Raw genomic sequence first — 26,581 nt, 5'->3', positions numbered from 1 at the left:
CATGGCGAAGCCGTCTCTTTCCATCGCGCTTCGCTATCTGCATTATTTCCTGACTGCCGCCGAGCACGGCAGCTTCCGCAAAGCCGGGGCCGCGCTCGGCGTGCAGGAGTCCTCGATCAGCCGCCGCATCCGCGATCTGGAGGACCATCTCGGCGCGTCGCTGTTCCAGCGTTACAATGGCGGGGTGCGCCTGACCTTCGCTGGCCAACGGTTCCAACGCCGTGCCGAGGAGATGGTCCGCCATGTGATGGACAGCGCCGAGGATGTCGCAGCCATCGGCCGAGCGGAGAGCGGACGAATCAAAGTCGGCATCCTACCGTCGCTCGCGGCGGGGTTTCTCGCCGAGTTGTTCCGCGCCTATAACCAGCATCACGGCGGCGTCCATATCGACTTCGTCGAAGGCGAAACCGCCGGGCACGCGGCCGCCATCGCGAAATTGGGTCTCGATGCCGCATTCGTCGCCGGATCGCGGCCCTGGCCGGAATGCGAGGTCACACCGCTCTGGAGCGAACAGCTCTTCGTCGCACGTCCTGACCTCCATCGGCTTGCCGGTCAATGCGTACTGGACTGGCCCTTGCTTGCCAATGAAGGCGTACTGATACGTCAAGGGGCCGCCGATCCCGCTGCCGGAGATGCACTGACCTTGCGCCTGATCGAGGCTGGGCACGGCATAGGGCTCCAGCAGCAAGGTGTCGGTCGCGACACCCTGCTGCCGCTGGTCGCCATGGGGCGCGGGTTGGCGCTTGTCAGCGAGGCAACCGGCTCCATTCCGTTTCCTGGGATCGTCTATCGACCGATCGCCGGCGAGACGCTGACCTTCAGCGCCCTCTGGTCGGCGAAGAACGACAATCCAGCGATGCGCCGCTTGCTTGCCATTGCGCGAAGAGTGGCGCAATCGATTGAGGTGAAACGGCTGCGCTGAGTGGCCTTAGACGACGAAAGATTAGATCCGCTCGCCCGCCATGCGCTGCTTCAGCATGTCGACAAACGCTCTCGTGCGGGCCGGTGTCACCGAATTTTCCGGCCACAGCGCATGGACGGGAACCGGCGGCGGCTCATGCTCGGGGAGTAGAAGTTCCAACAGCCCCTGATCGATGTCTGAGCGCACTTGCCAAAGCGGAGCAAGACCGATCCCGGCACCTTGCAACACAGCCGCATTGGCAGCGGCGGCATCATTGCAGCGAAACCTGCCCTTGACCGGGACCCTGACCACGCGGCCGTCAGCGGTCATCGGCCAGAGATCACCTTCAGGACCGAAGGTGCGAACGACGCAGGAATGTTCCCCGAGATCTGTGAGTTTTAAAGGATAGCCGTGACGGGCGAGATAGCGAGGTGACGCCACGACAACCCGCCTCAGTTTGGCGAGCAATCGGGATTTCAACGAGGACGACTGCGGCTCCCCGATCCTAACGACGACATCGAGCTTATGCTCCAGGAGGTCAGCGATCTTATCGGACAGCACGAGATCGATTTCGACGTCGGGATAGTGCTCGATGAAGGCCGTGGTGGTCGGAACGATATAGCGCGGCGCGAACTGGACCGATGCGCCGACCCTGAACAGGCCGAATATTTCCGATGTGCCGCGCAGCACCTCGCGCCTCGCGTCATCGATCTCGACCAATGCGGCTTTGATCCGCTCATAAAAGCTGATCCCGGCGGCGGTCGTCTGAATACGACGGGTGGTTCGGCGCACCAGTTCCACCCCCAATTCCGCTTCGAGGCTGATGAGCGATCGGCTCACCGTCTGAAGCGAGCAATCCAACCTCTGCGCGGCGGCCGTCAGGCTCCCGGCCTCGATCGTAGCCACGAAAGCCCGGTATTGTTCGATCGTTGCCATTATACCGAAAAACGTGAGAGTGAATGATATAGAGCGGATATTATCATCCGATCCGCGCAATATACAATGTCGTCATGTTTCACGGAGAGCGCATGACGATGGGAACAGGTGGTACACGCGAAACTTCTGATGACACGCTGGGCATCGGCAAGCGGCTGACGGTCGTTTTTGCTGTCGCGGTCGGCGTTGTCGTCCTGGCGCTTTTCGCCTCGCAGCCGCTCGTCGGGATCATCGGGCGCCAACTCGGCCTTTCGGCGGACCTCTCCGGGCTGGCAACCACGCTGACGTTGCTCGGCTATGCCACCGGCCTGATCCTGCTGGTGCCATTGACCGATATTATCGAGAACCGTCGGCTGATACTCACAACCCTCGTCGCCAATGTCTGTTCATTGCTGTCGCTCGCCTCTGCTTCAACCCGGGTGACGTTCCTGATCGCGTCCTTCCTGGTCGGCTTGTCGATCAGCGCCATCCAGATGCTGGTTCCGGTCGCCGCATCGCTCAGTTCGGAAGCGCGCCGGGGACGGACCGTCGGCAATGTCATGAGTGGCCTGATGCTTGGCATTCTCTTCTCGCGTCCCATCGCAAGCCTCGTCACCGAGGCATTCGGGTGGCGTACTCTCTATGGAATGCTGGGGCTTGCTGTCGCGATACTGGCTTTCGTCCTCGCACTGTTCATTCCCGCGTTCCGGCCGTCAGGAAGAGGCAGCTATCTACAATTAATCGGGTCGCTGGGAACGATCCTGAAACAGGAACCGATCCTGCGGCGACGCGCAGCCAGCCAAGCCATGTGCATGGCGACGTTCAGCGTCTTTTGGACAGCGATAGCACTTCGATTGGCGCAAGCGCCTTTTGAGCTAGGGCAGACCGGCATCGCTCTGTTTGCCTTGGCGGGGGCCGCAGGCGCTGTCGTCGCACCGATCGCCGGTCGCGCTGGTGATCGTGGTCACACCCGCCCCGCCACAGCCTTGGCTCATGTAGCTGTGATCGCCGCAATGGTTCTCGCCTATCTCGGCGGCACGGCGACAATAGGGAGTAGCACTGTTTCACTCGCGGTTCTCCTGGTCGCGGCCGTCCTTCTCGATCTCGGTGTCATCGCTGATCAGACCCTCGGGCGACGGGCGATCAATCTCCTTCGACCGGAAGCGCGTGGTCGGACGAATGGGCTATTCACCGGCCTGTTCTTCCTGGGTGGTGCGGCGGGGTCGGCGCTATCGGGCTTCGCATGGAATGCCTGGGGATGGCAGGGCGTATGTGTGGTTGGGCTGGTGTTCGGCGTGGCGGCGATCGGAGTTTCGCTGTCGGATCGCTCGCATCTCAACGGCGATCATTGCGTGGGCAAGTGATCCGAAATGTCGAACGCCTGAAGCCACTCACGACCACCCGCCGACCATGGCTTCGGCGGCAGAGACCAAGGCATGGCCGGGGCCATCTTTCCCACCACCGAATGTCTGGCTGATCGCGTAAGCGCCTTCGATAAGCAGAAGCAGGCCATCAGCGAGTTTTTGCGGGCGTGGAACATCCAGCGCCTCGGCGATGGTGCGGAAACGTTCCCGAAGTGCTGCCTTTGTTTCATGGGCGACCTTCCGGCCGGGATGCTCGGGGTCGGGAAACTCGGCACAGAAATTTATGAACGGGCACCCGCGATAACCTTCCGTCGTCGTCCGCTCGGCGAGGTAGGTCATGATGGCGCGGAGTTGTGCCCGTGGATCGTCACGATGGCGATCGAACATCTCATCCCAGTTGTCGAGAAACGTCCGACTGCGCTCTTCGAGATAGGCGACGACCAGATCGTCCTTGGACGGGAAGCTCCTATACAGGCTGATCTTGGTGACGCCGGCTTGTTTGACGATGGTCTCAACGCCGACAGCGCGAATGCCCTCCCGATAAAAGAGGTCGGCTGCAACGGAAGAAATCTTGTCACGTGCGCGGGGTGCCGGCGATCCGTCAGCCTCTGTTTTCATTGAACGCCCCATGCCCATCTCCTTCACACTTGACAATGTAACCGACCGGTTCGTATCATTGATACCAAACCAACGTCCATCGAACAAGACGTCCGCCTGACAGGTCGCCATCGAAAAGGAGTCGTGACAATGAAACACTTCATTGTCGAAGCGAGATATCTCGTACCCTTCGAGGAAATCAAAGCGACAATACCCCGTCATCGCGCTTTTCTGCAGAAAGGATACGATCTCGGCTTGTTCTTGTGCTCAGGGCCGAAAGAACCGGCGACTGGTGGATTTCTGCTCGCGCGAGCCAACTCCCAAGCCGAACTGGAGGCGTTCTTCGAGGATGAGCCGTTTCATATCGCCAGCTTGGCGAGCTTCAGCTTTATCGAATTCCAACCCGTAAAACGTCAGGACTGGACCGGGCATTGGTTTGGCGAGGTCAGAAACTCCACAATCTGAATGCAACTCCAAAATAGACAATCGAAAGCTTAGCAAAATGAAGCATTTTCTGCTTGAGGGCGAACACCTCGTCCCATTCTCAGAACTCTCGGATCTCGTTCCGCTGCATCATGCCTTTCTGCAAAAGGGCTATGATGACGGCGTGTTTCTATTTTCTGGGCCGCAAATTCCCGCCCATGGCGGCTTTCTTGCCGCGCGCGCCGAGTCTCGGGAGGCTCTGGACACAATCCTTGCCGAAGAACCTTTTGTGAAAGCGGGAAAGATGCGGTTCAGCCGTGTCACTGAATTTGATGCGGCGCAGTATCAGCCGATCCTGCAAGATTGGTTCAGGGAACCGAGCGGCGATGCGTGACTTCGGCGAGATCGTCGTGCTTGCTGCGGATCGCAAGGGCGGCATATTGGCATTGGACGACGCTCTCGCGACGACGCCAGCGCTTGTTTCGTCAGCGATAGCGGCGATCCCGGATGATCGCATTCTCGCAGAAATGACACGGCGCATCTTCAACGCCGGGTTCTCGTCCAAGGTAATCGAGGCCAAATGGCCCGCCTTTGAGGCGGCGTTCATGGACTTCGACGTCAATGCCTGCGCTTTCCTGAGTGACGATCATTTCGACGCGCTCATGCAGGATCGCGGTATTGTCAGAAACGGAGCGAAAATCCGTGCGGTTCAAATCAACGCTCAGTTGGTTTTGGACCTTGCTTCATTGCACGGCTCTGCGGCGCGATATTTCGCTGACTGGCCTGACAATGATTATGTCGGCCTATTGAACCTTCTGAAGGAGCGGGGGAGCTATCTGAGCGGTGACGCCGGAATGCGTTTCCTCCGAACCATCGGCAAACCTGCCTTCATCACCACGAAAGACGTGGTGGCGGCGTTGGTACGTGAGGGCGTCATTGCCCGAGCGCCGACCGGCAAGCGAGACTACGCTGCTATCCAAGAAGCATTCAATCGGTGGTCTGAACAATCTGGTCGAAACTTGACCGAGATCAGCCGGATATTGGCGATGAGCCTTCCTTGATAGCTCGGAAAGCTGAGCGCCGGATTTTTCAAAGAGGGGCGGCTGTGACCGTGATATGGCGAGATGCGATTTACATTTTGAATATCGCTACCTGCGTTATTTCATAGCCGCCGCTAAGCATGGTAGCTTCCGCAAGGCAGGGATTGCTCTCGGCGTGCAAGAATCCTCGGTCAGCCGCCGCATCCGCGATCTCGAAGACCAACTCGGCGCTTCCCTGTTTCAGCGTCATAACGGCGGTGCGCGCTTAACTTTTGCCGGGCAACGGTTCCGACGCAAGGCCGAGGAAATGCTTCGGCATATGAGAGACAGTGCCCAGGATATTGCCGCGATCGGCCGAGCGGAGAGCGGTCGGATCACGGTTGGCCTCCTGCCATCGCTCGCAGCGGGGTTTCTTGCTGAGTTGTTCCGTGCCTATGACCACCATCGTGGTGGCGTCCATATCGACTTCATCGAAGGTGAAGCTGCCGAGCACGCGGCCGCCATCGTTCGGTTAGGTCTCGATGTCGCGTTTGTCGCGGGAACGCAGCCTTGGCCGGGATGCGAGGTCACGCCGCTCTGGACCGAACAGCTCTTCGTCGCGCTTCCTGACCGCCATCGGCTTGCCGGCCAATGCGTACTGGACTGGCCCTCGCTTGCCAGCGAAGGCGTCCTGATACGCCAAACGGCTGCAGATCCCTCTTCCGGCGATGCGCTGACGCAGCGCCTGATCGACGCGGGGCATGGCAACAGCTCCAGCCGCAAGGTGTCGGTCACGACAGCTTGTTGCCGCTCGTCGCGATGGAGCGCGGACTGGCGCTCGTTTGCGAAGCGACGGCCTCGATCCCGTTCCCCGGCATCGTCTATCGACCGCTCGCCGATGAAACGCTGACCTTCAGCGTCCTCTGGTCGGCAAAAAACGACAATCCCGCACTGCGACGCCTGCTCTCTATGGCGCGGTCATTGGCGCGATCATCGTTACCGCCTCCTGCCGGATAACGAACGCAGGGGCGGCCCCGACCTGGCGGCCGGGGCCTTGGCGCCGGGGTCAGTCTCCTCGGCGGCCGTTGGGGCGGGACCAGATCAGCGAGTAAGCCTCGCCGTCTTCGTCGTCAAAGAGGTTGGCGTAGATGGGGGCGTTGAAGCTGGGATCGTCGAGTTTGAGGCCCAGATAGTCGCGGCCCTCGTTGGAGCGCTTGGACCAGGCCGCTCCGATCTCGGCGCGGCCGACCAGCACGCGGTGGCTGGGGGCGTTCTCGCCGGTGGCGTGCAGGTCGGGAACGATGCGCACGCCCTTGGCCTGAACGCTGAGGGTGACGATGTCGCCGGTGAATTCGTTCGAGCCGGTCTTCTTGAAGGTGCCGATGGTCGCCATGATAAGTCTCCGTTCTTTCGTGTTCGAGCCCGCACCATTGCGGCCTCGATGGCGATCGACCGGCCGGAGGCGACCGTCGCCGCATCGCTTGCGACCGGAGCGAAGCGGAGGACGGCACAGGCAAGACTTTGTTGCTGCGCGAGGAATGGCGGCGCCTCGGGGTCCCCATGCGACCTGTCGCATGGGGTGGGGTCCGACAGGGGAAGAAAGTCTGACGCCGCCGTTGCGGCTGAGGTGGTCGAGGCGAAGCCGTCCTTCGGCCAGATCAGGCCATTGAAGAGGCCGTGAGGTGCGCTCGATCAACAGACAGGAAACGGAAACGATGGCGACCATATGCAACCGACAATGATCCGCGCGGCGCCGCCGGGACCGCCATACCTCCATTCCGGGCTATCGGCCTGCGCCTGACCTGACCGGCCATCGGCGAGAACGGACCTTCATCTGCCGCTGGCCGATCAGCCCCGCCCTTCGACGCCCGGTTCAAGCCCAAACAGTTGTCAGTGAACAATCCGCAGGCCTCTGATTTAGCGTCATAATTTTCAAGCTTGAAGAATCGGTTTCTGCAAGTTTTCGTGGCTGTGGGCCGCAGAAACTTGCAAATTGCCTATGTGGGCAAACCATGATTCCCTTGCTTCCGGCAGAGTCTTCATGGGAGCATCAGGATGCGTCCGAGAGAGCGTCGAGACAGCAGGCAGGCGGATTTGTTCCGGGCAAGGCTCGACCAGATCGTCGACATGAACCATCCGCTGGCCAAGCTCGGCCGGGCGATCGACTGGCGGTTTCTCGAGACGCGCTGCGGCTCTGCCTATAGCGACACGCCGGGCCACCCGCCGTTGCCGACCCGGCTGATGGCGGGACTGGCGATCCTCAAGTCGATGCATAATCTTTCTGACGAGGCGCTGTGCGATCGCTGGGTGGAGAACCCGTATTATCAACTCTTCTGCGGCGAGGAATTCTTCCGCCACGACCTGCCCTTCGATCGCTCGTCCATGACCCGGTGGCGCCAAAGGATGGGCGAGGAGACGCTCAATGCCTTGCTGGACGAAAGCCTGGCGACGGCGATCCGCACTGAGGCAGCCAAGCCCGCCGACTTCACCAAGGCCATCGTCGATACCACCTTGCAGCCGAAGGCCGTGGCTCATCCGACCGATGCCTGGCTGATGCATCGTGCGCGCGAAAGGCTGGTGCGGCGGGCCGGCAAGCTCGGCATCGCGCTTCGCCAGTCCTATGCCAGGGTCGGCAAACATGCCCTGATCAAGCACCAGCGCTATGCCCATGCCAAGCAGTTCAAGCGCGCGGGCAAGTCCTTGAGAAGCTTGAAGACGTACCTCGGTCGGGTGATCCGCGACATTATCCGCAAGGCTAGGGGCAATCCCGAGCTGGAAGCCGCCACTGCCAACGCGCTGATGCTGGCAAGGCGCGTCCATGCCGGCAACCGCAATCTCAACCGGATCAAGGGCAAGGACAAAGACGCCGATCTGCGCGTCTTCTCGCTGCATGCACCCGAGGTCGAATGCATCGGCAAGGGCAAAACCCACAAGCCCTACGAATTCGGCGTCAAGGTCTCCGTCGCCACCACGCTCAATCGCTCCAAGGGCGGGCAGTTCGTCACCCACATCCAGGCGATGCCCGGCAAGCCTTATGACGGCCACACGCTCGAAACCATCATCCCCGCCATCGAGACACGGGTTGGGGCAACCCTCACCCGCATCGTCGCCGATGCCGGGTATAAGGGCCACAACGCGCCCAGGACCCACCGCCTCAAGGTCTTCACATCAGGCCAGAAGCGGGGCGTGACGGACCGGATCAAACGCGAGATGCGCCGGCGGTCGGCCGTCGAGCCCCTCATCGGCCACCTGAAGGCCGGCCATCGCATGGGCCGCAACCACCTCGCCCATGCCCAAGGCGACGCCGCCAACGCCGTCCTCGCCGCCATCGGCTACAACTACCGCCGTATCCTCGCATGGCTCAGGCTTTTGTTCGCCGTTTTATGTGTCAGCGTGGCGGGCGGCAGGGCGACGAATTCGTCAGCCCAAGTCGGATGACGAGGGTTCTTCACGGGAGACCAAACCGGAATGCAACGCACTCCCGGCCTCACGCCGATCCGTGCGGCACTGCCATCCGCAACGTCGAGATGAACGCGAATGCGATTCTCCCTGCCCTGTCCGCCGTCTCGAACGCCGTGTTATTTCAGGCCCGCGCCGCGGTCCCGGTCGAAAGGTCGGTGGCTGCCATCCCAGAGACATGCAGAAACGCGGTGACGCCCACCGCGATCGCGCCGATGACCGAGAAGACGATCTGCCACGTCTCCGACGGCACGGTGTGCTTCACGATGCCATGGACGGCGTGATAGCCGGCGAGGACGGCGGGCGTGACGAAGATCAGCGCGATGGCGAGTTTCATCCAGGTCGGACGGACCAGAACGAGTAGGATCTGGCCGATCCCGAAGGTAAGGCCAGCGGCGACCGTACCGACGACGATCGCGCCGAGCCAGCCCGCGCCCGTGTGCCAGGCCCAGCTTCCGGCGCTGACGCCGACAAAGAAGGGCAGCGCGAAGACGGCGAGCGTGAAGAGCAGCCACCAGAAGAAGCCGATGGCTGCGATGGACAGAAGGATCCCGAGGATAATCATGGCGGTGTCTCCGTGACAAAAGATCTGATGGTCGCGCCTCCACCACCACCATGGCGCGATGAGAACTATAGCAGAACGTCGACGCCGCAGGGAGCGGAAACCGAAAGGGTTTCCGCATCGCAGACGGTGATCTTCGCCCCGTCATGGGGCGAAGGGATCGATTTCATCGACGATGGCGGCGCTGTCGCCGTCATATTCGGCGGCCGGTGTCACCGACAGCGTGCCGTCGCCGGCGCGGAAGACGACGATGACGACCATCAGGGTGGTGGCGAGGCTGAAGGCGAAGGCGTGTGCGTCGTTGAGGGACATCGATCCGGCTCCTGTTTCGAGCGAAGGACCATCCGCCGCTGACAGGTGCTCGAAGTGTCCGGCCGTGGGCCGCAATCACCGTGGAGGCAAAGCGCAACAGCGGCACGCGAATGCGTAGTCCGAGCCTTTACGGCTTGATGGCGTCAGGCCCGCGGCCAGACCAAAGGATCAGCGCAATTGAAGCGGGAGTGGTGCTTCGCATCCATAGGAGCCGAGGCTGTCCGTCCTCGCCAACGCTGCTTATCCATCCGCTCCCTCCGTATCGGCATCGCTTTTCATTCCCAACGCCGCGATCTGTTTCTCGAAACGTCGCAGCCGCAGGAAATCGTCGAGCCATTGCACGTCTGGCATCACTGTCCGAGCGAAATCATCGAAGGTTGCGTGCTTGAATTTGGCAGCGGCGAAAGCCGCATCTCTGTCGGGCACAGGACGAACGCCCGCTTGCCCAAATCCTTGTAGCGCCGAATACGTTCGATCACTGGGCTATTGGGATTGGGTTCGATGACCAACATCACCAGCGAAGGGTTCATCAGCGCATTTTCGATGACGCGGCTGACATGATCGTCGCCGAAGCCATAGCCGAGGACGAGAAGGAAAGTCCGCGGTATACCCAAGCGCACCTGAAGCGACCGGAACAGGTGCGCGTATGGCATCGTCAGCGTTTGCGCGAGCTTGTTGGCTGTTGGCAAAATGCCCAGGGATGGGGTCTTCCCCGCCAGATCAAAGAGCACAGCCGCCTTCTGCGCCGGCATCAACGAGGCATATTTCTGGAACGGAGCAAGGTCGGGGTGGCGCGCCCGCATTTCGTTTCCCTGCTCGAACCAATGGATCGAGCTGTGCAGCTTGTAGAAGTGCAGAAACTTGCCGAAACGGCGCACGCGCCCCTCGGCCACCTCGCCCGGATAATAGATATCCAGCCCATAAACGGACGGATCGAATCGTGCGGCCGCGCGCCCGGTAAAGCCGTCGAAATACTGGATACCGAGAAGCTCCAGCGCCTGCTCAAAAAGCGTATCGTAGTTTAGCGTGAACAGGTGTGTTCGGCCGAGGTTGCTGTCTCTCGCGACCAGCTTCGACAGAAATGCCAGTTGCGGGGCAATGGTCGCAGGCGAAGCCGCTGGCCCGGTATCCGGCAATGACAGCGCACACTCGGCGAAGATCGCCATACGCAACCGTTCGACAAATCAACGCAGATCGTGGGAAGTAGGCGCCCGCGTGCTGGGCCACGTCACGGCGGAGAATAGACTAACTGGGGCTTCCGCGACAACCAGAGCGTTGGCGATGAACGACAGCCACGCTTCGAAGCCAATTTACGGTTCGTCAAGAAGGTCGGCTAGGGAAACAGCGTCACGACGGGCCTTTATGATCGGCGTAATCGGCGCCGGTAGATCGGACAGCGCCTCGATTGTTGCGAACACCGCAGTTTCGAGATTGGCCATCGTCTTGCCGCCAGCCGAAACGGAGGTTCCCGAACCCGTCAGAACGACGAGATTCTCCATTCGCAACCATTCGGATATGAGAGCCTGAAGGCGTACTCGTCCCTGCTTCTGATCCAGGCCGATTAGTAGATCCCCTGCGTCACCTGCTTCGGTGAGACCGATGAGCTGATATTCACTCGGCGTCGCCGCAATCGTCATGCCGTCTCCTCCCCGGCCTCATTCCGCATCGGATTGATGAACTTGATACCGGCGAAGTTCTTCTCGTTGTCGGTCACGACCACGCAGTCATTGGCGCCGGCGACGGCGGCAACGATCATATCGAGGCCGCTACGCGGCCGACCTGCGGCCTTGCCGTCGGCCATCAGCCGCGCCCAGATCAGCCCGGCCTTATCGTCGAACGGTAGAACACGTCCCGCGAACAGCGCCTGCGGCCCCTCTGCTCCGGTGAACCAGGCATCGAGTGCGTCACGCTTCTTGCCGCGCGGTTTTTCGAGAATGCCACGGCGGATTTCCGCGATCGTCAGCGAGGCGATGAACAGATCCTCGTCACGCTGCTCCGCCCACCAGGCCAGCAGCTGCTCCGAAGGCTGCGGTTTGACGACGTTGCTGATGATGTTGGTGTCGAGAAGATAGCGCGTCACAATTCGACACTCATAGGTCCACCGGGCGCCCTTCCTCGCGCGGACGCGACAGGTCGAGATCGGCGCCGATCAGCGGCGAACGGCGCAGTGCGGAGAGAATTCCACCGGGCTTGGGCGGCTCCCCAGCCACGACCGTCTTCACTGCGGCGCGCACCTGCTCCGCTTCCGGCCCCTCTTCGGCCAGACGTTTGGCCAGCGAGCGGATCAGATCCCGGTCGCTCTCCAATGCCATGATCTCGAAACGGGTGAAGCCGCGCTGCGTGAGACGCGCGCGGTAATTCCTCGTTGCTCTCGTCTGTGCGGCGTTGCCCATCGCGACCCTCCGTAATATAACCAGATATATAGACCTATTTCCGTCAATAGGCAAGACGAAGGGTGCGCGGGAGCCAGTTCAATGCAGAACGGACCTCAAAAACTGGCCCGTCATCCCGCAATGGGGCGGTCATTTCCGTCTGCCTGGGCGCGACACTGCGCGCCGGACTAAGCGCATTCCGCCCAAACAACCCCGGTTTACGCCAAATATTCGACCGTGATTTTAATTGCTTATACTTCCGATCAAGGAAATCGTGAAGCCGATAACCTTGCAATCGGCTTCGAACGGCGCAACGATGGACCATGGCAGCCGCCCAAAGCAGAGGAGCGCGCTCCGGCTCATCGAGCCGGAACTGACTCTCGCGCGGCGCGGAGACGGCCCCGATCCGCGCATGGTCGAACTGGCACGCCTGCTCGCTCGCAGGGCGGCGCGGGAGGTCTACGAAGAACAGATGAGGGAACGCCGCCCGACGCGCTCCTGACATCGCAGGAGAGAATATCGTGAAGGTCGCGATCTACGCCCGCTATTCATCAGACAATCAGCGCGACGCCTCCATCGCCGACCAGCTTCGCATCTACCGTCTCCATGCCGAGAAGCAGGGCTGGCAAATCGTCGAGGAATATACCGACCACGCCATTTCCGGTGCCTCGCTGCTGCGCCCCGGTATTTAGGCGCTGATCTCCGACGCCACAAGCGGACGGTTCGGGATTGTGCTGGCGGAGGCGATGGATCGCCTGTCGCGCGATCAGGAAGACATTGCCGGCCTGTTCAAGCGCATGGCCTATTCCGACGTGAAGATCGTCACCCTGTCGGAAGGCGAGGTCACGCATCTGCATGTCGGTCTCAAGGGCACGATGAACGCACTCTTCCTGAAGGATCTCGCCGACAAGACACGTCGGGGTCAGCGCGGGCGGGTCGAGCTGGGCAAATCGGGCGGCGGCAATGCTTACGGCTATGATGTGGTCAAGAAGTTCGACGGCAATGGCGAGCCGGTGCGCGGAGACCGGACCATCAACGAGGTCCAGGCCGAGGTGATCCACCGCATCTTCCGCGACTATGCCGCCGGCAAGTCGGCCAAGCGGATCGCCTTCGAACTGAACAAGGACGGCATTGCCGCCCCGGGCGGCGGCGGCTGGGGCTTCAGCACCATCAACGGCAATCCCAAGCGCGGGAACGGCATCCTCAACAACGAGATGTATGTCGGCAAGCTGATCTGGAACCGCCAGCGTTTCCGCAAAGACCCGGACACCGGCAAGACCGGCAAGCGCCAGGCGCGGATGAATCCGGAATCGGAATGGATTACCCAAGACGTGCCCGAACTGCGAATCCTCGATGACGACCTCTGGCACTCGGTGAAGGAACGTCAGCGGGCGGTCAAACGGAACCACAGCGACGACGGCGAGACCGAGAACCATTTCCGGGAACGCCGGCGGCCTAAATACCTCTTCTCGGGCCTGACCAAATGCGGCTGCTGTGGCGGCGGTTATTCGATGATCTCCGCCGATCTGGTCGGCTGCTCGACGGCGCGCAACAAAGGCACCTGCGACAATCGCAAGAACATCCGCCGCGACCATCTCGAAGCGCGCGTCCTCAACGCGCTGCGCCATCACCTGATGGATCCGGCGCTGTTCAAGGAATTCTGTGGCGAGTTCACCCGTGAGATGAACCGGCTGCGTATGGAGGGGCGGTCGTCCATCGATGCGGCCGAGGCCGAGATCAAGAAGATCGACCGCGAATTGGACACGCTGCTCAATCTCATTCTCAAGGGCGGCGCTGCCGAACGTCTCAACGAGAAGATGGTCGCGCTGGAACGACGCCAGAAGGAGTTGAAGACGTTCCTGCAAGAGGCCGAGGAGCCGCCTCCCCTGCTGCACCCGAACCTGGCGCATCACACTACCGCGTCCAAGTCGACGAGCTGTACGCGGCGCTCCAGGAGGATCCCGAGGCCAAGCGGATGGTGGCGGCCGACGTGCTGCGCTCGCTGGTGCGCGAGATCATCCTGACGCCCGAGAATGGCGAGCTTCAGATCGACGTGCGTGGCGATCTGGCCGGTATCCTTGCGGTATCGCTCAAAAGCAAAAGGCCCGCCGGAGGGGCGGGCCGATCGCAATTTGAGATGGTTGCGGGGGTCTGAAAGCTGCGAGACTTGTCAACTCGCACCACCCGGTTTCGTTATTGTGTCAGCTTTACCCGGATCTCCGCCTTGAGCACCTTGCCCACCCGCGAGCGGGGCAGGTCGCGCCAGACTTCGAGCTGTTTCGGGGCCTTGATACTGCCAATCTGGGTCTTGACGAAAGCGATCAGGGCCAGGGCGTCGATCGACCTTCCTTCCTTGGGCTGAACGACGGCCACGATGCGCTCGCCCCATTTGTCGTCAGGCAGGCCGACGACGGCGCAGTCCAGAACGTCATCATGCTGGGCCAGCGCCTGTTCGACCTCGACGGAATAGACGTTGAAGCCGCCGGTGATGATCATGTCCCTGGCGCGGTCGACGATGTAGAGAAAATTGTCGCCATCGAGATAGCCGATATCGCCGGTGTGGTGCCAGCCATGGGCAAAGGCCTCTTCGGTGGCGCCCGGATTGTTGTAGTAGCCTTTCATAACGAGCGAGCTGCGCAGCACGACCTCGCCGCGTTCACCGGCGGGCAGCAGCCTGCCCTCGCCGTCCATGATGCCGAGGCGGACCAGCGGACCGGCGCGGCCGGCGGATCGGAGGCGCTCTTCGGCAATCGAGCCGTCGTCGTGATAATGCTCCACCGGGGCCATCATGGTGATCATCATCGGTGCCTCCGTCTGGCCGAAGAATTGCGCCATCGGGCCAATGCGCGTCAGCGCCTCCTTCAGCCGGGCGACCGAAATCGGGGCTGCGCCATACCAGAAACATTGCAGCGAGGAGAGATCGGCCTTCTCGAGATAGGGGCTGTCGAGAAGCATGTAGATCAATGTCGGCGGCAGGAATGTATGGGTGATCCTGTGCGCCTCGATCAGACGGACGAATTCGCCGATATCGGGGTGCGGCATGATGACGATCTGACCGCCCAGCGCCAGAACGGGAAAACACAGGACGCCCGCGGCATGCGTAAGCGGGGCGAGCGCCAGATAGCGCGGCCGACCCTCGAACGGATAGCCCATGAGAGTGAGCGCCGACATGATTTCGAGATTGGTATCGGTCAGCATCACCCCTTTGGGCTTGCCGGTCGTTCCACCTGTTCCGGGGATCATCGCGACATCATCGAGTGGCGCACGGAAAAACGGGCTGTCCTCCACACTGTCGAGCCACATGGCAAGCGATCTGGCGAAGGGCAGATCGGCGTCCAGGCAGACGGCCTGCACCAACTTGGGCAGATCCGGCAGCATCTTTTCGACCATGTCGGCAAAGGCGCTATGGAAGATCAGAAAGCGGCAATCGAAATTCTCGAGGATATAGCGGTTCTCGCCTGCCTCGTTACGCGGGTTGATGGGGCACCAGACGGCACCGGCGCGCGACAGGCCAAAGACGCAGGTAAAGGCAACAGGATCGTTGGCCGAGAGAATGGCAACCTTGTCGCCTGCCGCAATACCGCTGTCGGCAAGCTTGCGGCCGATGCGGTAGCTCAGCGCCTGCACCTCTTCGTAACTGTAGTCCTTGCCCGCCATCGTCAGGCAAGGCCGATCAGGGCCACGCGAGGCCCCGGTGTCCAGATAATCGATCAGCCGCATACGCATATCCATCGCCGCCATTCCTCACGTCTTTCCCGTCCGGCGGCCATGGTCGTGCCACCCTATCGCTGAACCCGGGCAGGCGGCTGGAGTGCCCCGCCTGCCCGGGAGCCGCCGCTCAATAGCCGGTGATCTGTTTGACGAAGTCGCGCCGGCTCTCCCAGGGCATGCTATCGACCTGGGTTGCAACGCCCGCATCGTCCGGGGTCACGAACCAATGCACCTGTCGTCCGTCAACGGCCTTGAGAACCGTGTCTGCAACCTGATCCGGTGTGACGTTGACACCCAGGATTTCGACCGATTTCGCCTTGCTGGCAGCCGCCGTCACCATAGGCGTCTTCACAAAGGCAACCATGATGTCGCAGACCCAGACGCCCTTGCCTTCCAGCTCGATGTTCAGCGCCTCGGTCAGGCCGCGAACAGCGAATTTGGAAGAGGAATAGACCGCCAGATCCGGGATGCCATAAATGCCTGACACGGATCCCATCGTGATCACGCGGGCATCGCCATGCCGTTCGAGATAGGGCAAGGCGGCCTTCGTGGCGTTGATCACGCCTTTGACATTGACGTCGAAGACAGCGCTGAGCCGCGCAAGATCAGCTTCGGCAAACGGCGTCATGTCGAGCAGCCCTGCCGAATTGAAGATGGCCTTGAGACTGCCGCCCGTGCCCGCAAAGTCGGCCAGTGCCCTTTCGATCGAGGCATGGTCGGTCACGTTGACCGTATAGGCTTTCGCATTCGCGCCGAGCTCGGCTGCGAGAGCGGCCGCCGCATCCGCATTGGTATCGGCAAGGCCGACCCGCCAGCCTCTGGCAGAAAAGACCGAGGCCGTGTGCCGGCCGATGCCCGAGGCGGCTCCCGTGATGAAAATCGAATCCATAATCATGTCCATTCTTCGGATAAGTCCGGTCAGGAAGTGCCGGGGCATCGGACATGCCCCGGCAATCGCTGGTTTGCGCGCGCGAGACCTTCAGCCGGTCACGGCACCGGACGACCGAGCCAGTCGCGGTAAAAGGTGTCGATATCCGGCTTGAAGTCGTGAACGATCGGATATCCCGGCGGGACCACCTCCACTTCCAGCAACGTGCCGGAAAGCGGATCGTAATATTCGCGAAGCTGCATCCATTCCGGATCGCAGCCCAGCTTGTCGGGATAGATCTCGTTGATCAGTTCCTCGGTGTCGCGCACGAAGACCTTGGCATGAAGCTTCCAGTTTTCCTGCGCCTCGCAATATTCATAGCCCCAGGTGGACTTGACGACGCGGCGGCCGTCGGGCTTGCGCACGACGAAGAGATGTTCGGCCAGCGGCAGAAGAATGGGATCGTCCCATTCCACGCTTTCCTGCCAGATCTGCACCATCTTGTCGAAACGGTCCGCGTCCTTGAAGCCGCTGATCAGGCCGTGCAGCTTCTCGAAGCTCAGCTTGCCGTCTTTCAGTTCGCGCAAGGTGTTGATGTCGTGGGAAACACTCATGGCATTCTCCAAAAGTTTGACTGGATCGGCGGCTTCAGAACGAGAAGTCGTCCGCCAGGCTCCAGAAGGTGCGGAAATGCGCGGCCCAGCGCGACGAGAGCTTCATCGAACTCTGGTACATGGCCCGAACCGGCGCGTTGATGTTGCCGGCCAGAACCCGTTCCCGCTCGCGCGCGACGAAGTCCTTGGCATCGACGGCGCGTTCCAGGCGGCGCTGGCGCATCGCAGCACGTTCGGCCCGTGTCGCCGCCACATCGGCCGCCAACCTGCCGTCCGCACCCCTGGTCAGAACCACGCCGTAGATCGGCTTGGCGAAGCGCTCCAGAAGTTCGCCGCCGTTGACATCGGCGGCCACCGCGGCGGGATCGCGTTCGAGCGGATCGCCGAGCCCCGGTCCGCCGCGCTGAACGGAAGCGTAGAGGTCATATTCGCCGAAGGGATGCGGGCCGGTCATCTGGTTGAGATCGAAGACCTCGTCGCCCTTGACCAGGGCGCTGATCGCGCTGTTTTCCGGGTCGCCGTCGAGGGTCGGATAGGGCGCCTTGTTCGCCGCCAGTTCCTTCATGTTGGAGTGATGGACGTTGTGGCGATAGCCGGAATTGCCCGGATAGCCGCCGAAGACGCCGGCGGAGGCGAAGACATGGCCTTCGCCGGCACTGAACAGGATCTGCGACTCGGTCTTGAAAAGCATGCGCAGGCTTTCAGCCCCGCAGCCGCCGCGATACTTGCCGGCACCCGACGTGTTGGCCTTGCGGCCACGGCCGAGATAGAGCAGCGGTTCGAGATGTTCCCAGGTCTCGACCTCGCCCATGTCACCCTCCGGGTTCCACATGGCGGCGCATGTCGCCTCCCCGTCCTTGACATAGGCGGCACCCGTGCCCTGGCAGGAGATCTCGAAGTTCGTGAACGCGGAGGGCTTGCCGAAATGGTTGATGCCGCCGCCCTGCAGGAGGTTCCAGGTGCAGGGATAGGAGGCGGAAATCTCCTCCAGATAGCCGCGCGCGAAATAGGACCGCGCCAGGCTGCGGACAAAGCCGGTGAAGCTCGGGATCAGGAAGAACCAGGTGAGCGTCGTCGAGACCTTGTCATAGTCCGGGTTGCACCACGACCCCTTCGGCAGCTCGATGGACGTGGCGTAATAGGCGCCGTCATTGATCTTGTCGGAGTTCCAAAGCGTCTGGGTGAGCTGAACCCACATGGCGCCCTGCATGGGTGACGGCGCGCAGTTGAACGAGTGGTAATCCCACTGGTTCGCCCCGTCGAAGCTGAGACCCAAATGCCCGTCACCGGTGATCTTCATGCGCAGCGGCGCATGCATCATCGTGTCCTTGCGGGCCAGAGGATGCACCGTCTCGTCGTTCTTCCAGGGGAGATCGATGAAGGTCGGCGCTTCGTACTCGCCAGGAAAGCCCATCTGCCTGACCTTGCCGACCAGCGTGCGGCGGCCTTCCTCGATGGCCTCGCGGATGAACGCCTTGTAGGTATCGAGACCCACTTCCTCGATCGTCCGATAGACCTGCTCGCGGACGAGCTGGCAGCCGGTAAGCCGGGTCTTTTCGTCCAGCACCCAGTACATTTCAGCGCGGACATTGTCGCGGCAACGCTGGAGATAGTCCTCGTGGAAGAGGTCATTGGTGCCGACAAGCTCGGCCGAGACCAGGAGGCCGTCGCCATAGCGGTCGGCATGGCCGTAGCACATCGAGCCCGGCTGGATGCCGCCGACATCGATTTCATGGGTGACGCCGCCGGCCCAGCCGATCAGCTCGTTTTCCCAGAAGATCGGGATCAGCGTATGCACATCGGCAGTGTGGACATCGCCGATCATCGAGTTGTTGTTGCAGAAGACATGGCCCGGCGCGATGCCAGGATTCTGCTCATAATTGTTGCGGATCATGTATTTGATCGCATCCGCCATCGTGTGGACATGCACGATGATGCCGGTGGAGAGCGCGACCGATTCGCCCTCAGGCGTATAGAGCGCGAAGGAAAGTTCGCCGATTTCCTTCACGATCGGCGAGGCGGAGATGTTGAGCGCTGTGGAGCGCGCATTCACCAGACCGCCGCGAAGATGCGAGAAGATCTTTTCATAGAGGATCGGCTGGCCGGTGCGGATCTTCAGGTCCTTGAGGCCCTGGTAGTGGCCGGTCCGCTCGAAGATGTCGTCCGACTCTTTCAGCATCTGCCGGAGCGTCTTGCCTTCCCAGCCGATGTTTTCGATGCGGCTGTCTACAGCTTGTACTTTGTTCAACATGATGGTCGTCCTTTCCGGTCAGTCTTCGAGATGACGCAGGTGGAAGATGAGGTGCTGGTCGAGCCGGGCTTCAGCCCCGGGGGGCACCATGAAGGTCGTCGATGCAGCCTCGATCACCGCCGGTCCGGTGATGACATTTCCGGGCAGGAGGTCATCCATGTGGAAGATGCGGGCATCGTGCCATTTGCCGTTGCGGTAGATCGGGCGGATTTCCTTCAGCGCATCTCGTAGCGGCTCCGGCCCGTGCAGGGGGAAGTTCGGCAGCGCCGGCTTCATCACCTTCACCACACCGCGCACGAGAACGTTGGTGACGAGGTAGCCGAGTTCAGGCGATTTCGCCGAGCGGGAGAATTCCTTGGAATAGGCAACCTCGAAGCGCTCGATGATCTCGCGGATATCGTCCGCCCTGCGGACCGCCTGGAAGGGCAGTTCGATTTCCACGTCATTGAGCTGACCGACATATTGCAAGCGCAGGCAATGGCGATATTCGATCTGGCCGGCATCCACGCCCGACTTGGCGAACTCCTCCTTCACTTTGGCGCGAAGGCCCTCCCAGCCGGCATTCACTGCACCCGAAAGCAGATCAAAGCCCTGCTCGAAAGCGGCCGGTGCAAGGTCCGGGCTGGCAGTCGCGACATTGACCGTGCGGTCGAGGCGGTATTCGAAATCGGCGCAGGCGCAACCGAAGGCTGAGAAGCCCGCCGCCCAGGCCGGAACCAGCACATCGGCGAAGTTCAAGCCCTTGGTATAGCCGGCGACATGCATCGGCCCGCCGCCGCCATAGGAAAACAGCGTGTAGTCCTCCGGGGAATAGCCCTTGCCGAAGACGCGGGCATAGACTTCGTTGCGCAGGTGATTTTCGAAAAGCTGCAGAACGCCTTCCGCGGCATCATAGGGGTCGAGACCCAGCGGATCGGCGATGCGTTCCTTGATCGCCTGATAGCTGCGCTCCCTGTTGAGGATGACTTCGCCGCCGAGGAAGTTGTTCGGATTGAGATTGCCGAGGATGATGTTGCAATCCGACAGCGTCGGCGTGTCGACGCCACCCTGCTCGAAGCACATGCCGATGCGCGAGCCGGCGCTGTCCGGTCCGAACTCGATGCGCTTGGAGATCGGATCAAGGCGGACATAGGACCCCGTGCCGGCGCCGACCGAGTCGATATCGACCAGCGGCAGCTTGAGCACGAACCGCGCCATGTCCGGCTGGGTCTTGGTGGTGAACTCGCCGCCGGTGATGAGGCCGAGGTCGAAGGACGTGCCGCCGATATCCGAGCAGACGATGTTGCCGATGCCGAGTTCCGCGCCGAGATAGCGCGCACCGACCATGCCGCCGATCGGACCGGAGATCAGCGTGCGGGCAAGTTCGCGCGCTTCTGTCGAGATCGTGCCGCCATGCGAGGCCATGACGCGCAGTTCGAACTGGCCGCCGAAATTCCTGGCGCGGTCGGCGATCTTCTGGAACTGCCCGCGCGACGGTTCGGCTGCATAGGCCTCGATCGTCACGGTGTTGAGCCGGGCGAAATCCTGCATGACCGGATAAAGCTCGGACGAGAGGTAGATCGGAACGCTCTTGCCCTTGCGCTCCATGACCTTGAGCGCGGCTTCCTTGACCGCGTTTTCATGCGCGCCGTTGACATAGGAGAACAGCAGGTTGACGACGATGCCCTCGACATCCATGTCGAGCAGCTCGGCGACGGCTGCCTCTGCCTCGTGTTCGTAAAGCGGAATCGCTTCGGTGCCGAAGAGATCGATGCGGCCGCGCACGCCCTTCATCCGCTCGCGCGGCACCAGCGGCTGGTTGTGGCGATGCGTCGAGACCTTGAGACGGTCCTGATAGGAATAGCCGAGATAGGTCTGGATGCCGCGCTCGAGCTGGAAATAGTCTTCCATGCCGGCCGTCACGATGACGCCCAGGCGGCGGCCCTTGCGCTCCAGCAAGCGGTTGAGCATCGACGTGCCGGAATAGATGCCGGTCGCCACTTTCGGAAACACCGCTTCCGGGGCCTGCCCCCATTGCGCCAGCGCGTCCTCCACCGAGCGGCCGAAGCCGATCGATTCATCGGCCGGCGTCGTCTGCGCCTTGCCGACGACAAAGCGTCCCGTATCATCGACGAAGAACGTGTCTGTCATGGTGCCACCGGCATCCATGGACATGATGAATTGGTTCATTGTTGAAAAGCCTCCCTTTTCCAGACAGGGAGAAAAGGCGTCACGCTGCCCGCACGACGCTGGAACGCCTTGCGACCATCAGAAAACCGACGCGAGCCTCCTCCCAGAGACGGAGCCGGAGATCCGCAAGGCTCCTCCCTCGCAATCCCGGCATGGAAAGAAGAGTGTCAGGTTGAGGGTCGACGATATTGAAGGATCGGGTGAGCGATTTTGTATGATTCGACCTGTTGGCCAAATGCAGGACAGGATCGATGGAAAAGCCGGAAGGGCCGTCAGCGCGGGATGATCAGGCGCGCCGCAAATGTCCGGGCGTCTGGCCTGTTGCCTTCTTCACGACGCGGGTCATGTGCGCCTGATCGCTGAAGCCTGTCAGAAAAGCGATCTCGGCGAGCGAGAGCCGCGTGTCCTTGACCAGAGCCATGGCGCGATGCACGCGCCGCATCAGCACGTATTGCCAGGGACTTTGGTCGAAAGCGGCCTTGAAACGGCGCGGAAAAGTGTGCTCACACATGCCCGCCGTGTTGGCGAGGTCGGCAAGACTGAAATTCTTGGCGAGATTGGCTTCGACAAAATCGATGACACGCTGTCGCTGCGCGCCCGTAAAGGCCATAGCCGCGTTTGCGCTATCCCGGCTTGCCCTGTCGCAAATGTGGTGGTTGCGCAGAACGTGGAGGGTTAACGCCTGGGAGAGAAGATCGGTCAGAAGCCGCGATCCGGAAGCGACATTCCGCAATTCTGCTTCCAGCGCATCGGTCAACGCGAGCAGCGACGGATCTTCGATGCAGAGATCATTGATGGCATGGAAATGGTGATACTCGCTCTCGAAAGCCCGCAAGGCCATTTTCGACATCAGGTCCTTCGACAGATAGAAATGCGAGACCTCGATATTGCTGTCCCATTCCCAATCGGAGGCGCGGTCCACGCCGAGCAATGAGATCGCGCCCGGCGTTACATAGGATTCATGCCACTTCGCCTCGACCTTGCGGCGCATTCGCGTTTGCCCGCTCCGATAGACGACCATGAGAACGCCGTCGATCCCGGGGGCTGCCACGGTCGAAGCACCATAGGCGATATCGCGAAAGAAAAGACTGCGGCCCTCCGCATCGCCCGCATCCGCCTCGGCGACGATCTCGCCCGGCGCAAATCGTATGACGTCCTCGGGTCGGATGCTTTTTCGCAGGTCGACCTGCGAAACCAGTTCCACCATCATCTCCTCCCGCGTCCAATCCAAGGGATCCGGGTCTCCCCACCCGTTACGCAGGCGTTGGACGATACTCCCGTTCGGACATTTGTCAATTCTGACGGGTTGCACAACCATGGAGACATTTTGCGGCCACGTTGAACAGCCTTAAGTTTTGGCAATCGGCTTTCTTGGTTCGCCGCAGGTTCCCTATCTGCAAAAGCAATTACGGCCGCAGGTTGCCCTGCGGCCGCTTAATACCAAGTGTCGATGATAGGGACCTATAGGATGGCTCTGGTGTGGTTTCTGGCTAGGCGCGATGGGCAGCGCGATGCTGCCGCATCGGGCAAGCATCGCAACGACGCCGGAGACCACACCAGAGCCACCTTCGGCAGGCTTTCCGGGTNGGATGGCTCTGGTGTGGTTTCTGGCTAGGCGCGATGGGCAGCGCGATGCTGCCGCATCGGGCAAGCATCGCAACGACGCCGGAGACCACACCAGAGCCACCTTCGGCAGGCTTTCCGGGTCTTCTGGCGTTGTCGAGGCTCTTGACCGATGCAGTGGCATCGATCTGCGAACCTCTCCTAGCCAGAAAACCCGGAAAGCCTGTCCTATAGGTTCCTATCATCGACACTTGGTATAAGGTCAGATCAGGCTGCAGGCATTACGCCGTAAAGCCACCATCCACGACAAGATCGGAGCCAGTCACATAGCTTGCATCATCGGAGGCGAGAAAGGCGATGGCTGAGGCGATCTCCTCCGGCCGCCCAAAGCGACCCATCGGAATGCGCGCAATTGTCCCGGCAGAAGCCGCCTCAGCGGCTTCGTCGCCCAACGCCGTCAGGGCGTCGGAAACCAGCTTGGTTTCGACAAATCCAGGGCAGACAGAGTTGACGCGGATCTTGTAGCCCGAACGAGCGCAGAGAATGGCGGTCGATTTGGTGAAGATGCGGACGGCACCCTTGCTCGCATTATAGGCTGGAAGTGCCGGATCGCCCAGGAAGCCCTCAACCGACGCCACATTGACGATGGCACCGCCACGCGGCTTCAGCCGCTCCACAGCAATCTTTGTTCCGAGGAAGACGCTGTTGAGATTGACATCGATGGTCTTCAGCCACCGCTCGTAGGTCATGGTCTCGATGGTTTCGAAATGACCGATGCCCGCATTGTTGACCACGACATCGACAGGGCCGAATTGTTTCGAAATCGCATCGAAGACCTGCGCCCAGGATGCTTCGTCAGTCACGTCCTGCTCCAGGAAGAGGCAGTTGCCGCCAAGTTCGGCTGCTGCAGCCTTGCCCCCTGCTATGTCGCGGTCGGTGATGGCGACCTTTGCGCCTTCCTCGACAAAACGCTTGGCCGTGGCAAAGCCAAGACCCTTTGCGGCACCGGTGATCAGGACAACCTTGCCTGAAAATCTGCTCATCGTTTTCCTCCCGGACAAGTGTTTTTAATTGTCGAGCCATCCGCGCGTCCGCGAATTGACATGAAGAGGCCCGCGACGCATCGCACCGCTTGCGCATCGATCTCCGGTCGCAGGACACAAGCCTTGTGCGACCGGCGCGTTACGAAAGACCCAGAAGGGGAGGTTCAGGCCTCTTCAATCAACATCATGATCAATGGAAGGAACCCGATTGAATTGAACAAATCGGTGGGATTTTTTGAGTAAAAACGGCACGCGGCTTGAAGCACGGGATCTTAAAGCCTGAAAAAAACGCCGTAGAGAACGTCCTTTTAACGCACATAAACCATTGTTTTAAAATACCCTTTACCGAATTGCCACAAACAAGATCGGTTCAGGCACCGCTTAAATGATCCCTCTGATCGGCCATCTTCAAAAGATGGCGGGACATTTCAGTGCGCCGGCGCGTCTGTTTTTGGTAACACTTCATTATTTGCAGTTTGATATTTTTTCTCCGATTGAGTCACTCCAAGCGGGGAATCTGCATGTTTTGGGGCAAGGCAAAGGCGGATGCAAAAGACTTTCAAGGCAAGTATGAGACCGCACAGGAGCGGCTCGATCTTCTTGACGGGTACTGTGGCGTTGGGCTTTGGGAAGCATATTTGCCTGAGGCAAACGGCCAGCATCCGCAATCGCGCTGGCGCTATTCCTCCGAACTGCGGCGTTTGACTGGTTATACAGAAGCCGATTTTCCAGACACGCTGGACGCCTGGGTGGCGAAAGCCCACCCTGAAGATCTTGAACGTGTCTTCGCAAGTCTTGCCCAGTTTCTGACCGACAAGAGCGGCAAGGCGCGCTATGAGGATTCCTTCCGGATCAAGATGAAGGACGGCTCCTATCGCTGGTTCCGCTCGACAGCAGGATCGCGCTATCTGCCCGACGGGACGACGGTGCGCGTCTGCGGCACGTTCACCGACATTCATGACCAGGTGCTGCTGCGCGAACGCTCTGAGGCGGCCACGCGCGAGGACCAGGAAACCATCGCGGCCCTTCGTACGGCCATGACCGCACTGGCGGCCGGCGACCTCACCTATCGTATCGAGGCCACCATGCCCGCGAAGACCGAGGTGCTGAAGCGCGACTTCAACACGGCGACCCAGCAGCTTGAAGACGTCATCACCTCCGTGATCGAAGCTGTGCACAGCATCAGCGGTGGCTCATCCGAAATCAGTCGCGCCTCGGATGAGGTCTCGCGCCGGATCGAGCAGCAGGCAAGCTCACTGGAGGAGACTGCAGCCGCCATCGACGAAATCACCTCGACCGTGCAGCGCACGGCGCAGAACACCAATGAACTCGCCTCCGCAGCGACCAAAACCCGCCATGCCGCCGAGCATTCGGGCAGCGTGGTTCAGAGCGCCATTGCCGCCATGTCGCAGATCGAGCATTCTTCCGGCCAGATCAACCAGATCATCGGCGTCATCGACGACATCGCGTTCCAGACGAACCTGCTGGCGCTCAATGCCGGAGTTGAAGCGGCCCGCGCCGGCGAGGCCGGCAAGGGCTTTGCCGTCGTCGCCCAGGAAGTGCGCGAGCTTGCCCAGCGTTCGGCCCAGGCCGCCAAGGAGATCAAGCAGCTTATCTCGACTTCGAGCGATCAGGTCGGAAAGGGCGTGAACCTCGTCGGCGAGACCGGAAGAGCGCTGAAAATGATTGTCGATGAAATTGCCAGCATCACAGACCTGATCTCCGACGTGGCGCAATCCGCGAAGGAACAGGCAACCGGCGTTCGCGGCATCAACAGTACTGTCAACCAGATGGACCAGATGACGCAACAGAACGCCGCAGTGGTTTCCAACACGGCAAATGCCAGCCATTCACTCGCCTCGGAAGCCGCACATCTCGCCGAGCTGGTTTCACGGCTCAAGGTGGGCGCGGCTGAAAAAGCATATCGTAGCGGACGCCGGGCGGCCTGACGATTGCGGACAAAACCTTGCCGCCGTCAACGATCTCATGATCCGCCTTGCGCTCGGTGAGATCGACACGGATTCCAAGCGCAAAAAGCGCCTCAGCGATTATGCTGAGGTGAATAGCCCTGCCGAGGCCGCATAGATCCGCGGACACGATCTGCCACTTGCCAGTGTGAGGAGTCACGTACCTCTTTCTTTGGAATAAAGTTCTGTCGTACTCCTTATAAAAAGCCCAGTAAGATGTACTCTTTTCAACGAAAAGATCGCCAACTTCTGCTTCAACATGCGGAAGGCGACAAATCGGAACATTCGGCACCCAATGGTGCGAAGTATGCAGATTGTCATTGTTCACGAACCACGCTGCGAACCTTCCTGATCTAGAGCATCTGACTGAAAATAGTACTCAGTCCGATGCCCTAGGCTCAGGACCTATTAATTTGGTTTGAGATGTGATTCACGGTTTCGGAAAGGAGACCGTGATGAGTGATGTGTTTT

Annotated in this window: 28 protein-coding genes and 1 pseudogene; 12 read left to right on the top strand and 17 right to left on the bottom strand. The window is 60.8% G+C overall.

Going from position 1 to position 26,581, the window contains the following annotated elements; translation table 11 throughout:
* Window position 1: 1 nt before the first annotated feature.
* Entirely contained in the window at window positions 2–922 is a 921-nt protein-coding gene (locus tag BJF92_RS16290) for a LysR family transcriptional regulator (protein WP_075635818.1), read from the top strand.
* A gap of 21 nt (window positions 923–943) precedes the next feature.
* On the opposite strand, the gene BJF92_RS16285 is transcribed toward BJF92_RS16290, so the two are convergent.
* Window positions 944–1,837 carry a LysR family transcriptional regulator gene (locus BJF92_RS16285; RefSeq protein ID WP_075635842.1) on the bottom strand — a complete coding sequence of 298 codons (894 nt, stop codon included), beginning with the start codon at window positions 1,835–1,837 and terminating at the stop codon, window positions 944–946.
* A gap of 92 nt (window positions 1,838–1,929) precedes the next feature.
* Between BJF92_RS16285 and BJF92_RS16280 the strand changes: the two genes are divergently transcribed.
* On the top strand, window positions 1,930–3,180 hold the full coding sequence (locus tag BJF92_RS16280; protein ID WP_143524068.1) for an MFS transporter: 1,251 nt from the start codon (window positions 1,930–1,932) through the stop codon (window positions 3,178–3,180).
* Window positions 3,181–3,207: 27 nt separating this feature from the next.
* Here the strand turns inward: BJF92_RS16280 and BJF92_RS16275 are convergent, their stop codons facing one another.
* Entirely contained in the window at window positions 3,208–3,810 is a 603-nt protein-coding gene (locus tag BJF92_RS16275; protein ID WP_078058146.1) for a TetR/AcrR family transcriptional regulator, read from the bottom strand.
* 117 nt (window positions 3,811–3,927) lie between these two features.
* Here BJF92_RS16275 and BJF92_RS16270 point away from each other — a divergent pair, with 117 nt between their 5' ends.
* The 4 genes from BJF92_RS16270 to BJF92_RS16255 are packed head-to-tail and all read left to right on the top strand — an operon-like array spanning window position 3,928 to window position 6,129.
* Complete coding sequence (locus tag BJF92_RS16270; RefSeq protein WP_075635815.1) at window positions 3,928–4,242, top strand: YciI family protein; 315 nt, start codon at window positions 3,928–3,930, stop codon at window positions 4,240–4,242.
* 37 nt (window positions 4,243–4,279) lie between these two features.
* On the top strand, window positions 4,280–4,594 hold the full coding sequence (locus BJF92_RS16265; RefSeq protein WP_075635814.1) for a YciI family protein: 315 nt from the start codon (window positions 4,280–4,282) through the stop codon (window positions 4,592–4,594).
* Window positions 4,587–5,261, top strand: a complete 675-nt coding sequence (locus BJF92_RS16260; protein WP_075635813.1) for a DNA-3-methyladenine glycosylase I — start codon at window positions 4,587–4,589, stop codon at window positions 5,259–5,261. Before BJF92_RS16265 ends, BJF92_RS16260 begins: the two co-directional genes overlap by 8 nt.
* Window positions 5,262–5,316: 55 nt before the next feature.
* Complete coding sequence (locus BJF92_RS16255; protein WP_245294795.1) at window positions 5,317–6,129, top strand: LysR family transcriptional regulator; 813 nt, start codon at window positions 5,317–5,319, stop codon at window positions 6,127–6,129.
* Between the two features lie 156 nt (window positions 6,130–6,285).
* Here the strand turns inward: BJF92_RS16255 and BJF92_RS16250 are convergent, their stop codons facing one another.
* Complete coding sequence (locus BJF92_RS16250) at window positions 6,286–6,612, bottom strand: DUF736 domain-containing protein (protein WP_075635812.1); 327 nt, start codon at window positions 6,610–6,612, stop codon at window positions 6,286–6,288.
* 662 nt (window positions 6,613–7,274) lie between these two features.
* Between BJF92_RS16250 and BJF92_RS16245 the strand changes: the two genes are divergently transcribed.
* Window positions 7,275–8,657, top strand: coding sequence for an IS5 family transposase (locus BJF92_RS16245; protein ID WP_075635811.1), 1,383 nt, complete (start codon window positions 7,275–7,277; stop codon window positions 8,655–8,657).
* 145 nt (window positions 8,658–8,802) lie between these two features.
* Here BJF92_RS16245 and BJF92_RS16240 read toward each other — a convergent pair whose 3' ends face one another.
* The 6 genes from BJF92_RS16240 to BJF92_RS16225 all read right to left on the bottom strand — a co-directional run bounded on the left by BJF92_RS16240 (window position 8,803) and on the right by BJF92_RS16225 (window position 11,945).
* A complete protein-coding gene (locus BJF92_RS16240) occupies window positions 8,803–9,243 on the bottom strand; it encodes a hypothetical protein (RefSeq protein WP_075635810.1) in 441 nt (146 codons plus the stop codon).
* Between the two features lie 141 nt (window positions 9,244–9,384).
* Window positions 9,385–9,552, bottom strand: a complete 168-nt coding sequence (locus BJF92_RS25805; RefSeq protein WP_198931563.1) for a hypothetical protein — start codon at window positions 9,550–9,552, stop codon at window positions 9,385–9,387.
* Window positions 9,553–9,902: 350 nt separating this feature from the next.
* Entirely contained in the window at window positions 9,903–10,718 is an 816-nt protein-coding gene (locus tag BJF92_RS26115; protein WP_245294794.1) for an SIR2 family protein, read from the bottom strand.
* Between the two features lie 144 nt (window positions 10,719–10,862).
* Window positions 10,863–11,189, bottom strand: a complete 327-nt coding sequence (locus BJF92_RS26110) for a hypothetical protein (protein WP_245294793.1) — start codon at window positions 11,187–11,189, stop codon at window positions 10,863–10,865.
* The gene (locus BJF92_RS16230; protein WP_075635809.1) at window positions 11,186–11,632 is read right to left on the bottom strand and encodes a PIN domain-containing protein; all 447 of its coding nucleotides are present in this window, start codon (window positions 11,630–11,632) and stop codon (window positions 11,186–11,188) included. Before BJF92_RS16230 ends, BJF92_RS26110 begins: the two co-directional genes overlap by 4 nt.
* A gap of 10 nt (window positions 11,633–11,642) precedes the next feature.
* Complete coding sequence (locus tag BJF92_RS16225; RefSeq protein WP_075635808.1) at window positions 11,643–11,945, bottom strand: hypothetical protein; 303 nt, start codon at window positions 11,943–11,945, stop codon at window positions 11,643–11,645.
* Window positions 11,946–12,198: 253 nt separating this feature from the next.
* Here BJF92_RS16225 and BJF92_RS16220 point away from each other — a divergent pair, with 253 nt between their 5' ends.
* From BJF92_RS16220 to BJF92_RS26100, 4 genes are read left to right on the top strand one after another with little or no spacing between them, the layout of a single operon-like run.
* On the top strand, window positions 12,199–12,426 hold the full coding sequence (locus tag BJF92_RS16220) for a hypothetical protein (RefSeq protein ID WP_245294792.1): 228 nt from the start codon (window positions 12,199–12,201) through the stop codon (window positions 12,424–12,426).
* A gap of 19 nt (window positions 12,427–12,445) precedes the next feature.
* Entirely contained in the window at window positions 12,446–12,616 is a 171-nt protein-coding gene (locus BJF92_RS26340) for a recombinase family protein (RefSeq protein ID WP_342585799.1), read from the top strand.
* A 54-nt stretch (window positions 12,617–12,670) separates the two neighbouring features.
* On the top strand, window positions 12,671–13,948 hold the full coding sequence (locus BJF92_RS16215) for a recombinase family protein (RefSeq protein WP_342585798.1): 1,278 nt from the start codon (window positions 12,671–12,673) through the stop codon (window positions 13,946–13,948).
* Window positions 13,900–14,079: a DUF604 domain-containing protein gene (locus BJF92_RS26100; RefSeq protein WP_245294791.1), complete on the top strand. Its 180-nt coding sequence runs from the start codon at window positions 13,900–13,902 to the stop codon at window positions 14,077–14,079. The genes BJF92_RS16215 and BJF92_RS26100 overlap by 49 nt, the downstream gene beginning before the upstream one ends.
* Before the next feature lie 38 nt (window positions 14,080–14,117).
* Here BJF92_RS26100 and BJF92_RS16210 read toward each other — a convergent pair whose 3' ends face one another.
* From BJF92_RS16210 to BJF92_RS16180, 7 genes are all read right to left on the bottom strand, one after another.
* Window positions 14,118–15,656, bottom strand: a complete 1,539-nt coding sequence (locus tag BJF92_RS16210) for an AMP-binding protein (RefSeq protein ID WP_245294790.1) — start codon at window positions 15,654–15,656, stop codon at window positions 14,118–14,120.
* A 106-nt stretch (window positions 15,657–15,762) separates the two neighbouring features.
* The gene (locus BJF92_RS16205) at window positions 15,763–16,524 is read right to left on the bottom strand and encodes an SDR family oxidoreductase (protein ID WP_158032241.1); all 762 of its coding nucleotides are present in this window, start codon (window positions 16,522–16,524) and stop codon (window positions 15,763–15,765) included.
* 98 nt (window positions 16,525–16,622) lie between these two features.
* Window positions 16,623–17,117, bottom strand: coding sequence for an acetone carboxylase subunit gamma (locus BJF92_RS16200; RefSeq protein ID WP_075635806.1), 495 nt, complete (start codon window positions 17,115–17,117; stop codon window positions 16,623–16,625).
* A 34-nt stretch (window positions 17,118–17,151) separates the two neighbouring features.
* Complete coding sequence (locus BJF92_RS16195) at window positions 17,152–19,368, bottom strand: hydantoinase B/oxoprolinase family protein (RefSeq protein WP_075635805.1); 2,217 nt, start codon at window positions 19,366–19,368, stop codon at window positions 17,152–17,154.
* A gap of 18 nt (window positions 19,369–19,386) precedes the next feature.
* Complete coding sequence (locus BJF92_RS16190) at window positions 19,387–21,537, bottom strand: hydantoinase/oxoprolinase family protein (protein ID WP_075635804.1); 2,151 nt, start codon at window positions 21,535–21,537, stop codon at window positions 19,387–19,389.
* A 286-nt stretch (window positions 21,538–21,823) separates the two neighbouring features.
* Window positions 21,824–22,744: a helix-turn-helix domain-containing protein gene (locus BJF92_RS16185; protein ID WP_158032240.1), complete on the bottom strand. Its 921-nt coding sequence runs from the start codon at window positions 22,742–22,744 to the stop codon at window positions 21,824–21,826.
* A 637-nt stretch (window positions 22,745–23,381) separates the two neighbouring features.
* Window positions 23,382–24,143, bottom strand: a complete 762-nt coding sequence (locus BJF92_RS16180; protein ID WP_075635802.1) for an SDR family NAD(P)-dependent oxidoreductase — start codon at window positions 24,141–24,143, stop codon at window positions 23,382–23,384.
* Window positions 24,144–24,664: 521 nt separating this feature from the next.
* Here BJF92_RS16180 and BJF92_RS16175 point away from each other — a divergent pair.
* Window positions 24,665–26,092 (top strand): methyl-accepting chemotaxis protein, encoded by a 1,428-nt coding sequence (locus BJF92_RS16175; RefSeq protein ID WP_075635801.1) that lies wholly within the window; start codon window positions 24,665–24,667, stop codon window positions 26,090–26,092.
* Here the strand turns inward: BJF92_RS16175 and BJF92_RS16170 are convergent.
* Window positions 26,040–26,462, bottom strand: a pseudogene (locus BJF92_RS16170) (hypothetical protein); the annotation flags it as partial. The gene BJF92_RS16175 and the pseudogene BJF92_RS16170 overlap by 53 nt on opposite strands.
* Between the last annotated feature and the right edge of the window lie 119 nt (window positions 26,463–26,581).

This window comes from Xaviernesmea rhizosphaerae, from assembly GCF_001938945.1.
Taxonomy (GTDB): domain Bacteria; phylum Pseudomonadota; class Alphaproteobacteria; order Rhizobiales; family Rhizobiaceae; genus Xaviernesmea; species Xaviernesmea rhizosphaerae.
This window is presented reverse-complemented; position numbering and strand designations above follow the sequence as displayed.

What these genes read in the sequence shown, in the direction of transcription:
- BJF92_RS16225 (WP_075635808.1), bottom strand. Translation starts at nt 11,945, where the DNA reads ATGGGCAACGCCGCACAGACGAGAGCAACGAGGAATTACCGCGCGCGT.
- BJF92_RS16205 (WP_158032241.1), bottom strand. Translation starts at nt 16,524, where the DNA reads ATGGATTCGATTTTCATCACGGGAGCCGCCTCGGGCATCGGCCGGCAC.
- BJF92_RS16255 (WP_245294795.1), top strand. Translation starts at nt 5,317, where the DNA reads ATGGCGAGATGCGATTTACATTTTGAATATCGCTACCTGCGTTATTTC.
- BJF92_RS16180 (WP_075635802.1), bottom strand. Translation starts at nt 24,143, where the DNA reads ATGAGCAGATTTTCAGGCAAGGTTGTCCTGATCACCGGTGCCGCAAAG.
- BJF92_RS16195 (WP_075635805.1), bottom strand. Translation starts at nt 19,368, where the DNA reads ATGTTGAACAAAGTACAAGCTGTAGACAGCCGCATCGAAAACATCGGC.
- BJF92_RS26110 (WP_245294793.1), bottom strand. Translation starts at nt 11,189, where the DNA reads ATGACGATTGCGGCGACGCCGAGTGAATATCAGCTCATCGGTCTCACC.
- BJF92_RS16250 (WP_075635812.1), bottom strand. Translation starts at nt 6,612, where the DNA reads ATGGCGACCATCGGCACCTTCAAGAAGACCGGCTCGAACGAATTCACC.
- BJF92_RS26115 (WP_245294794.1), bottom strand. Translation starts at nt 10,718, where the DNA reads ATGGCGATCTTCGCCGAGTGTGCGCTGTCATTGCCGGATACCGGGCCA.
- BJF92_RS16175 (WP_075635801.1), top strand. Translation starts at nt 24,665, where the DNA reads ATGTTTTGGGGCAAGGCAAAGGCGGATGCAAAAGACTTTCAAGGCAAG.
- BJF92_RS25805 (WP_198931563.1), bottom strand. Translation starts at nt 9,552, where the DNA reads ATGTCCCTCAACGACGCACACGCCTTCGCCTTCAGCCTCGCCACCACC.
- BJF92_RS16240 (WP_075635810.1), bottom strand. Translation starts at nt 9,243, where the DNA reads ATGATTATCCTCGGGATCCTTCTGTCCATCGCAGCCATCGGCTTCTTC.
- BJF92_RS16215 (WP_342585798.1), top strand. Translation starts at nt 12,671, where the DNA reads ATGGATCGCCTGTCGCGCGATCAGGAAGACATTGCCGGCCTGTTCAAG.
- BJF92_RS16265 (WP_075635814.1), top strand. Translation starts at nt 4,280, where the DNA reads ATGAAGCATTTTCTGCTTGAGGGCGAACACCTCGTCCCATTCTCAGAA.
- BJF92_RS16275 (WP_078058146.1), bottom strand. Translation starts at nt 3,810, where the DNA reads ATGGGGCGTTCAATGAAAACAGAGGCTGACGGATCGCCGGCACCCCGC.
- BJF92_RS16280 (WP_143524068.1), top strand. Translation starts at nt 1,930, where the DNA reads ATGACGATGGGAACAGGTGGTACACGCGAAACTTCTGATGACACGCTG.
- BJF92_RS16245 (WP_075635811.1), top strand. Translation starts at nt 7,275, where the DNA reads ATGCGTCCGAGAGAGCGTCGAGACAGCAGGCAGGCGGATTTGTTCCGG.
- BJF92_RS16260 (WP_075635813.1), top strand. Translation starts at nt 4,587, where the DNA reads ATGCGTGACTTCGGCGAGATCGTCGTGCTTGCTGCGGATCGCAAGGGC.
- BJF92_RS16185 (WP_158032240.1), bottom strand. Translation starts at nt 22,744, where the DNA reads ATGGTGGAACTGGTTTCGCAGGTCGACCTGCGAAAAAGCATCCGACCC.
- BJF92_RS16200 (WP_075635806.1), bottom strand. Translation starts at nt 17,117, where the DNA reads ATGAGTGTTTCCCACGACATCAACACCTTGCGCGAACTGAAAGACGGC.
- BJF92_RS26100 (WP_245294791.1), top strand. Translation starts at nt 13,900, where the DNA reads ATGGTGGCGGCCGACGTGCTGCGCTCGCTGGTGCGCGAGATCATCCTG.
- BJF92_RS16285 (WP_075635842.1), bottom strand. Translation starts at nt 1,837, where the DNA reads ATGGCAACGATCGAACAATACCGGGCTTTCGTGGCTACGATCGAGGCC.
- BJF92_RS16270 (WP_075635815.1), top strand. Translation starts at nt 3,928, where the DNA reads ATGAAACACTTCATTGTCGAAGCGAGATATCTCGTACCCTTCGAGGAA.
- BJF92_RS16210 (WP_245294790.1), bottom strand. Translation starts at nt 15,656, where the DNA reads ATGGATATGCGTATGCGGCTGATCGATTATCTGGACACCGGGGCCTCG.
- BJF92_RS16290 (WP_075635818.1), top strand. Translation starts at nt 2, where the DNA reads ATGGCGAAGCCGTCTCTTTCCATCGCGCTTCGCTATCTGCATTATTTC.
- BJF92_RS16190 (WP_075635804.1), bottom strand. Translation starts at nt 21,537, where the DNA reads ATGAACCAATTCATCATGTCCATGGATGCCGGTGGCACCATGACAGAC.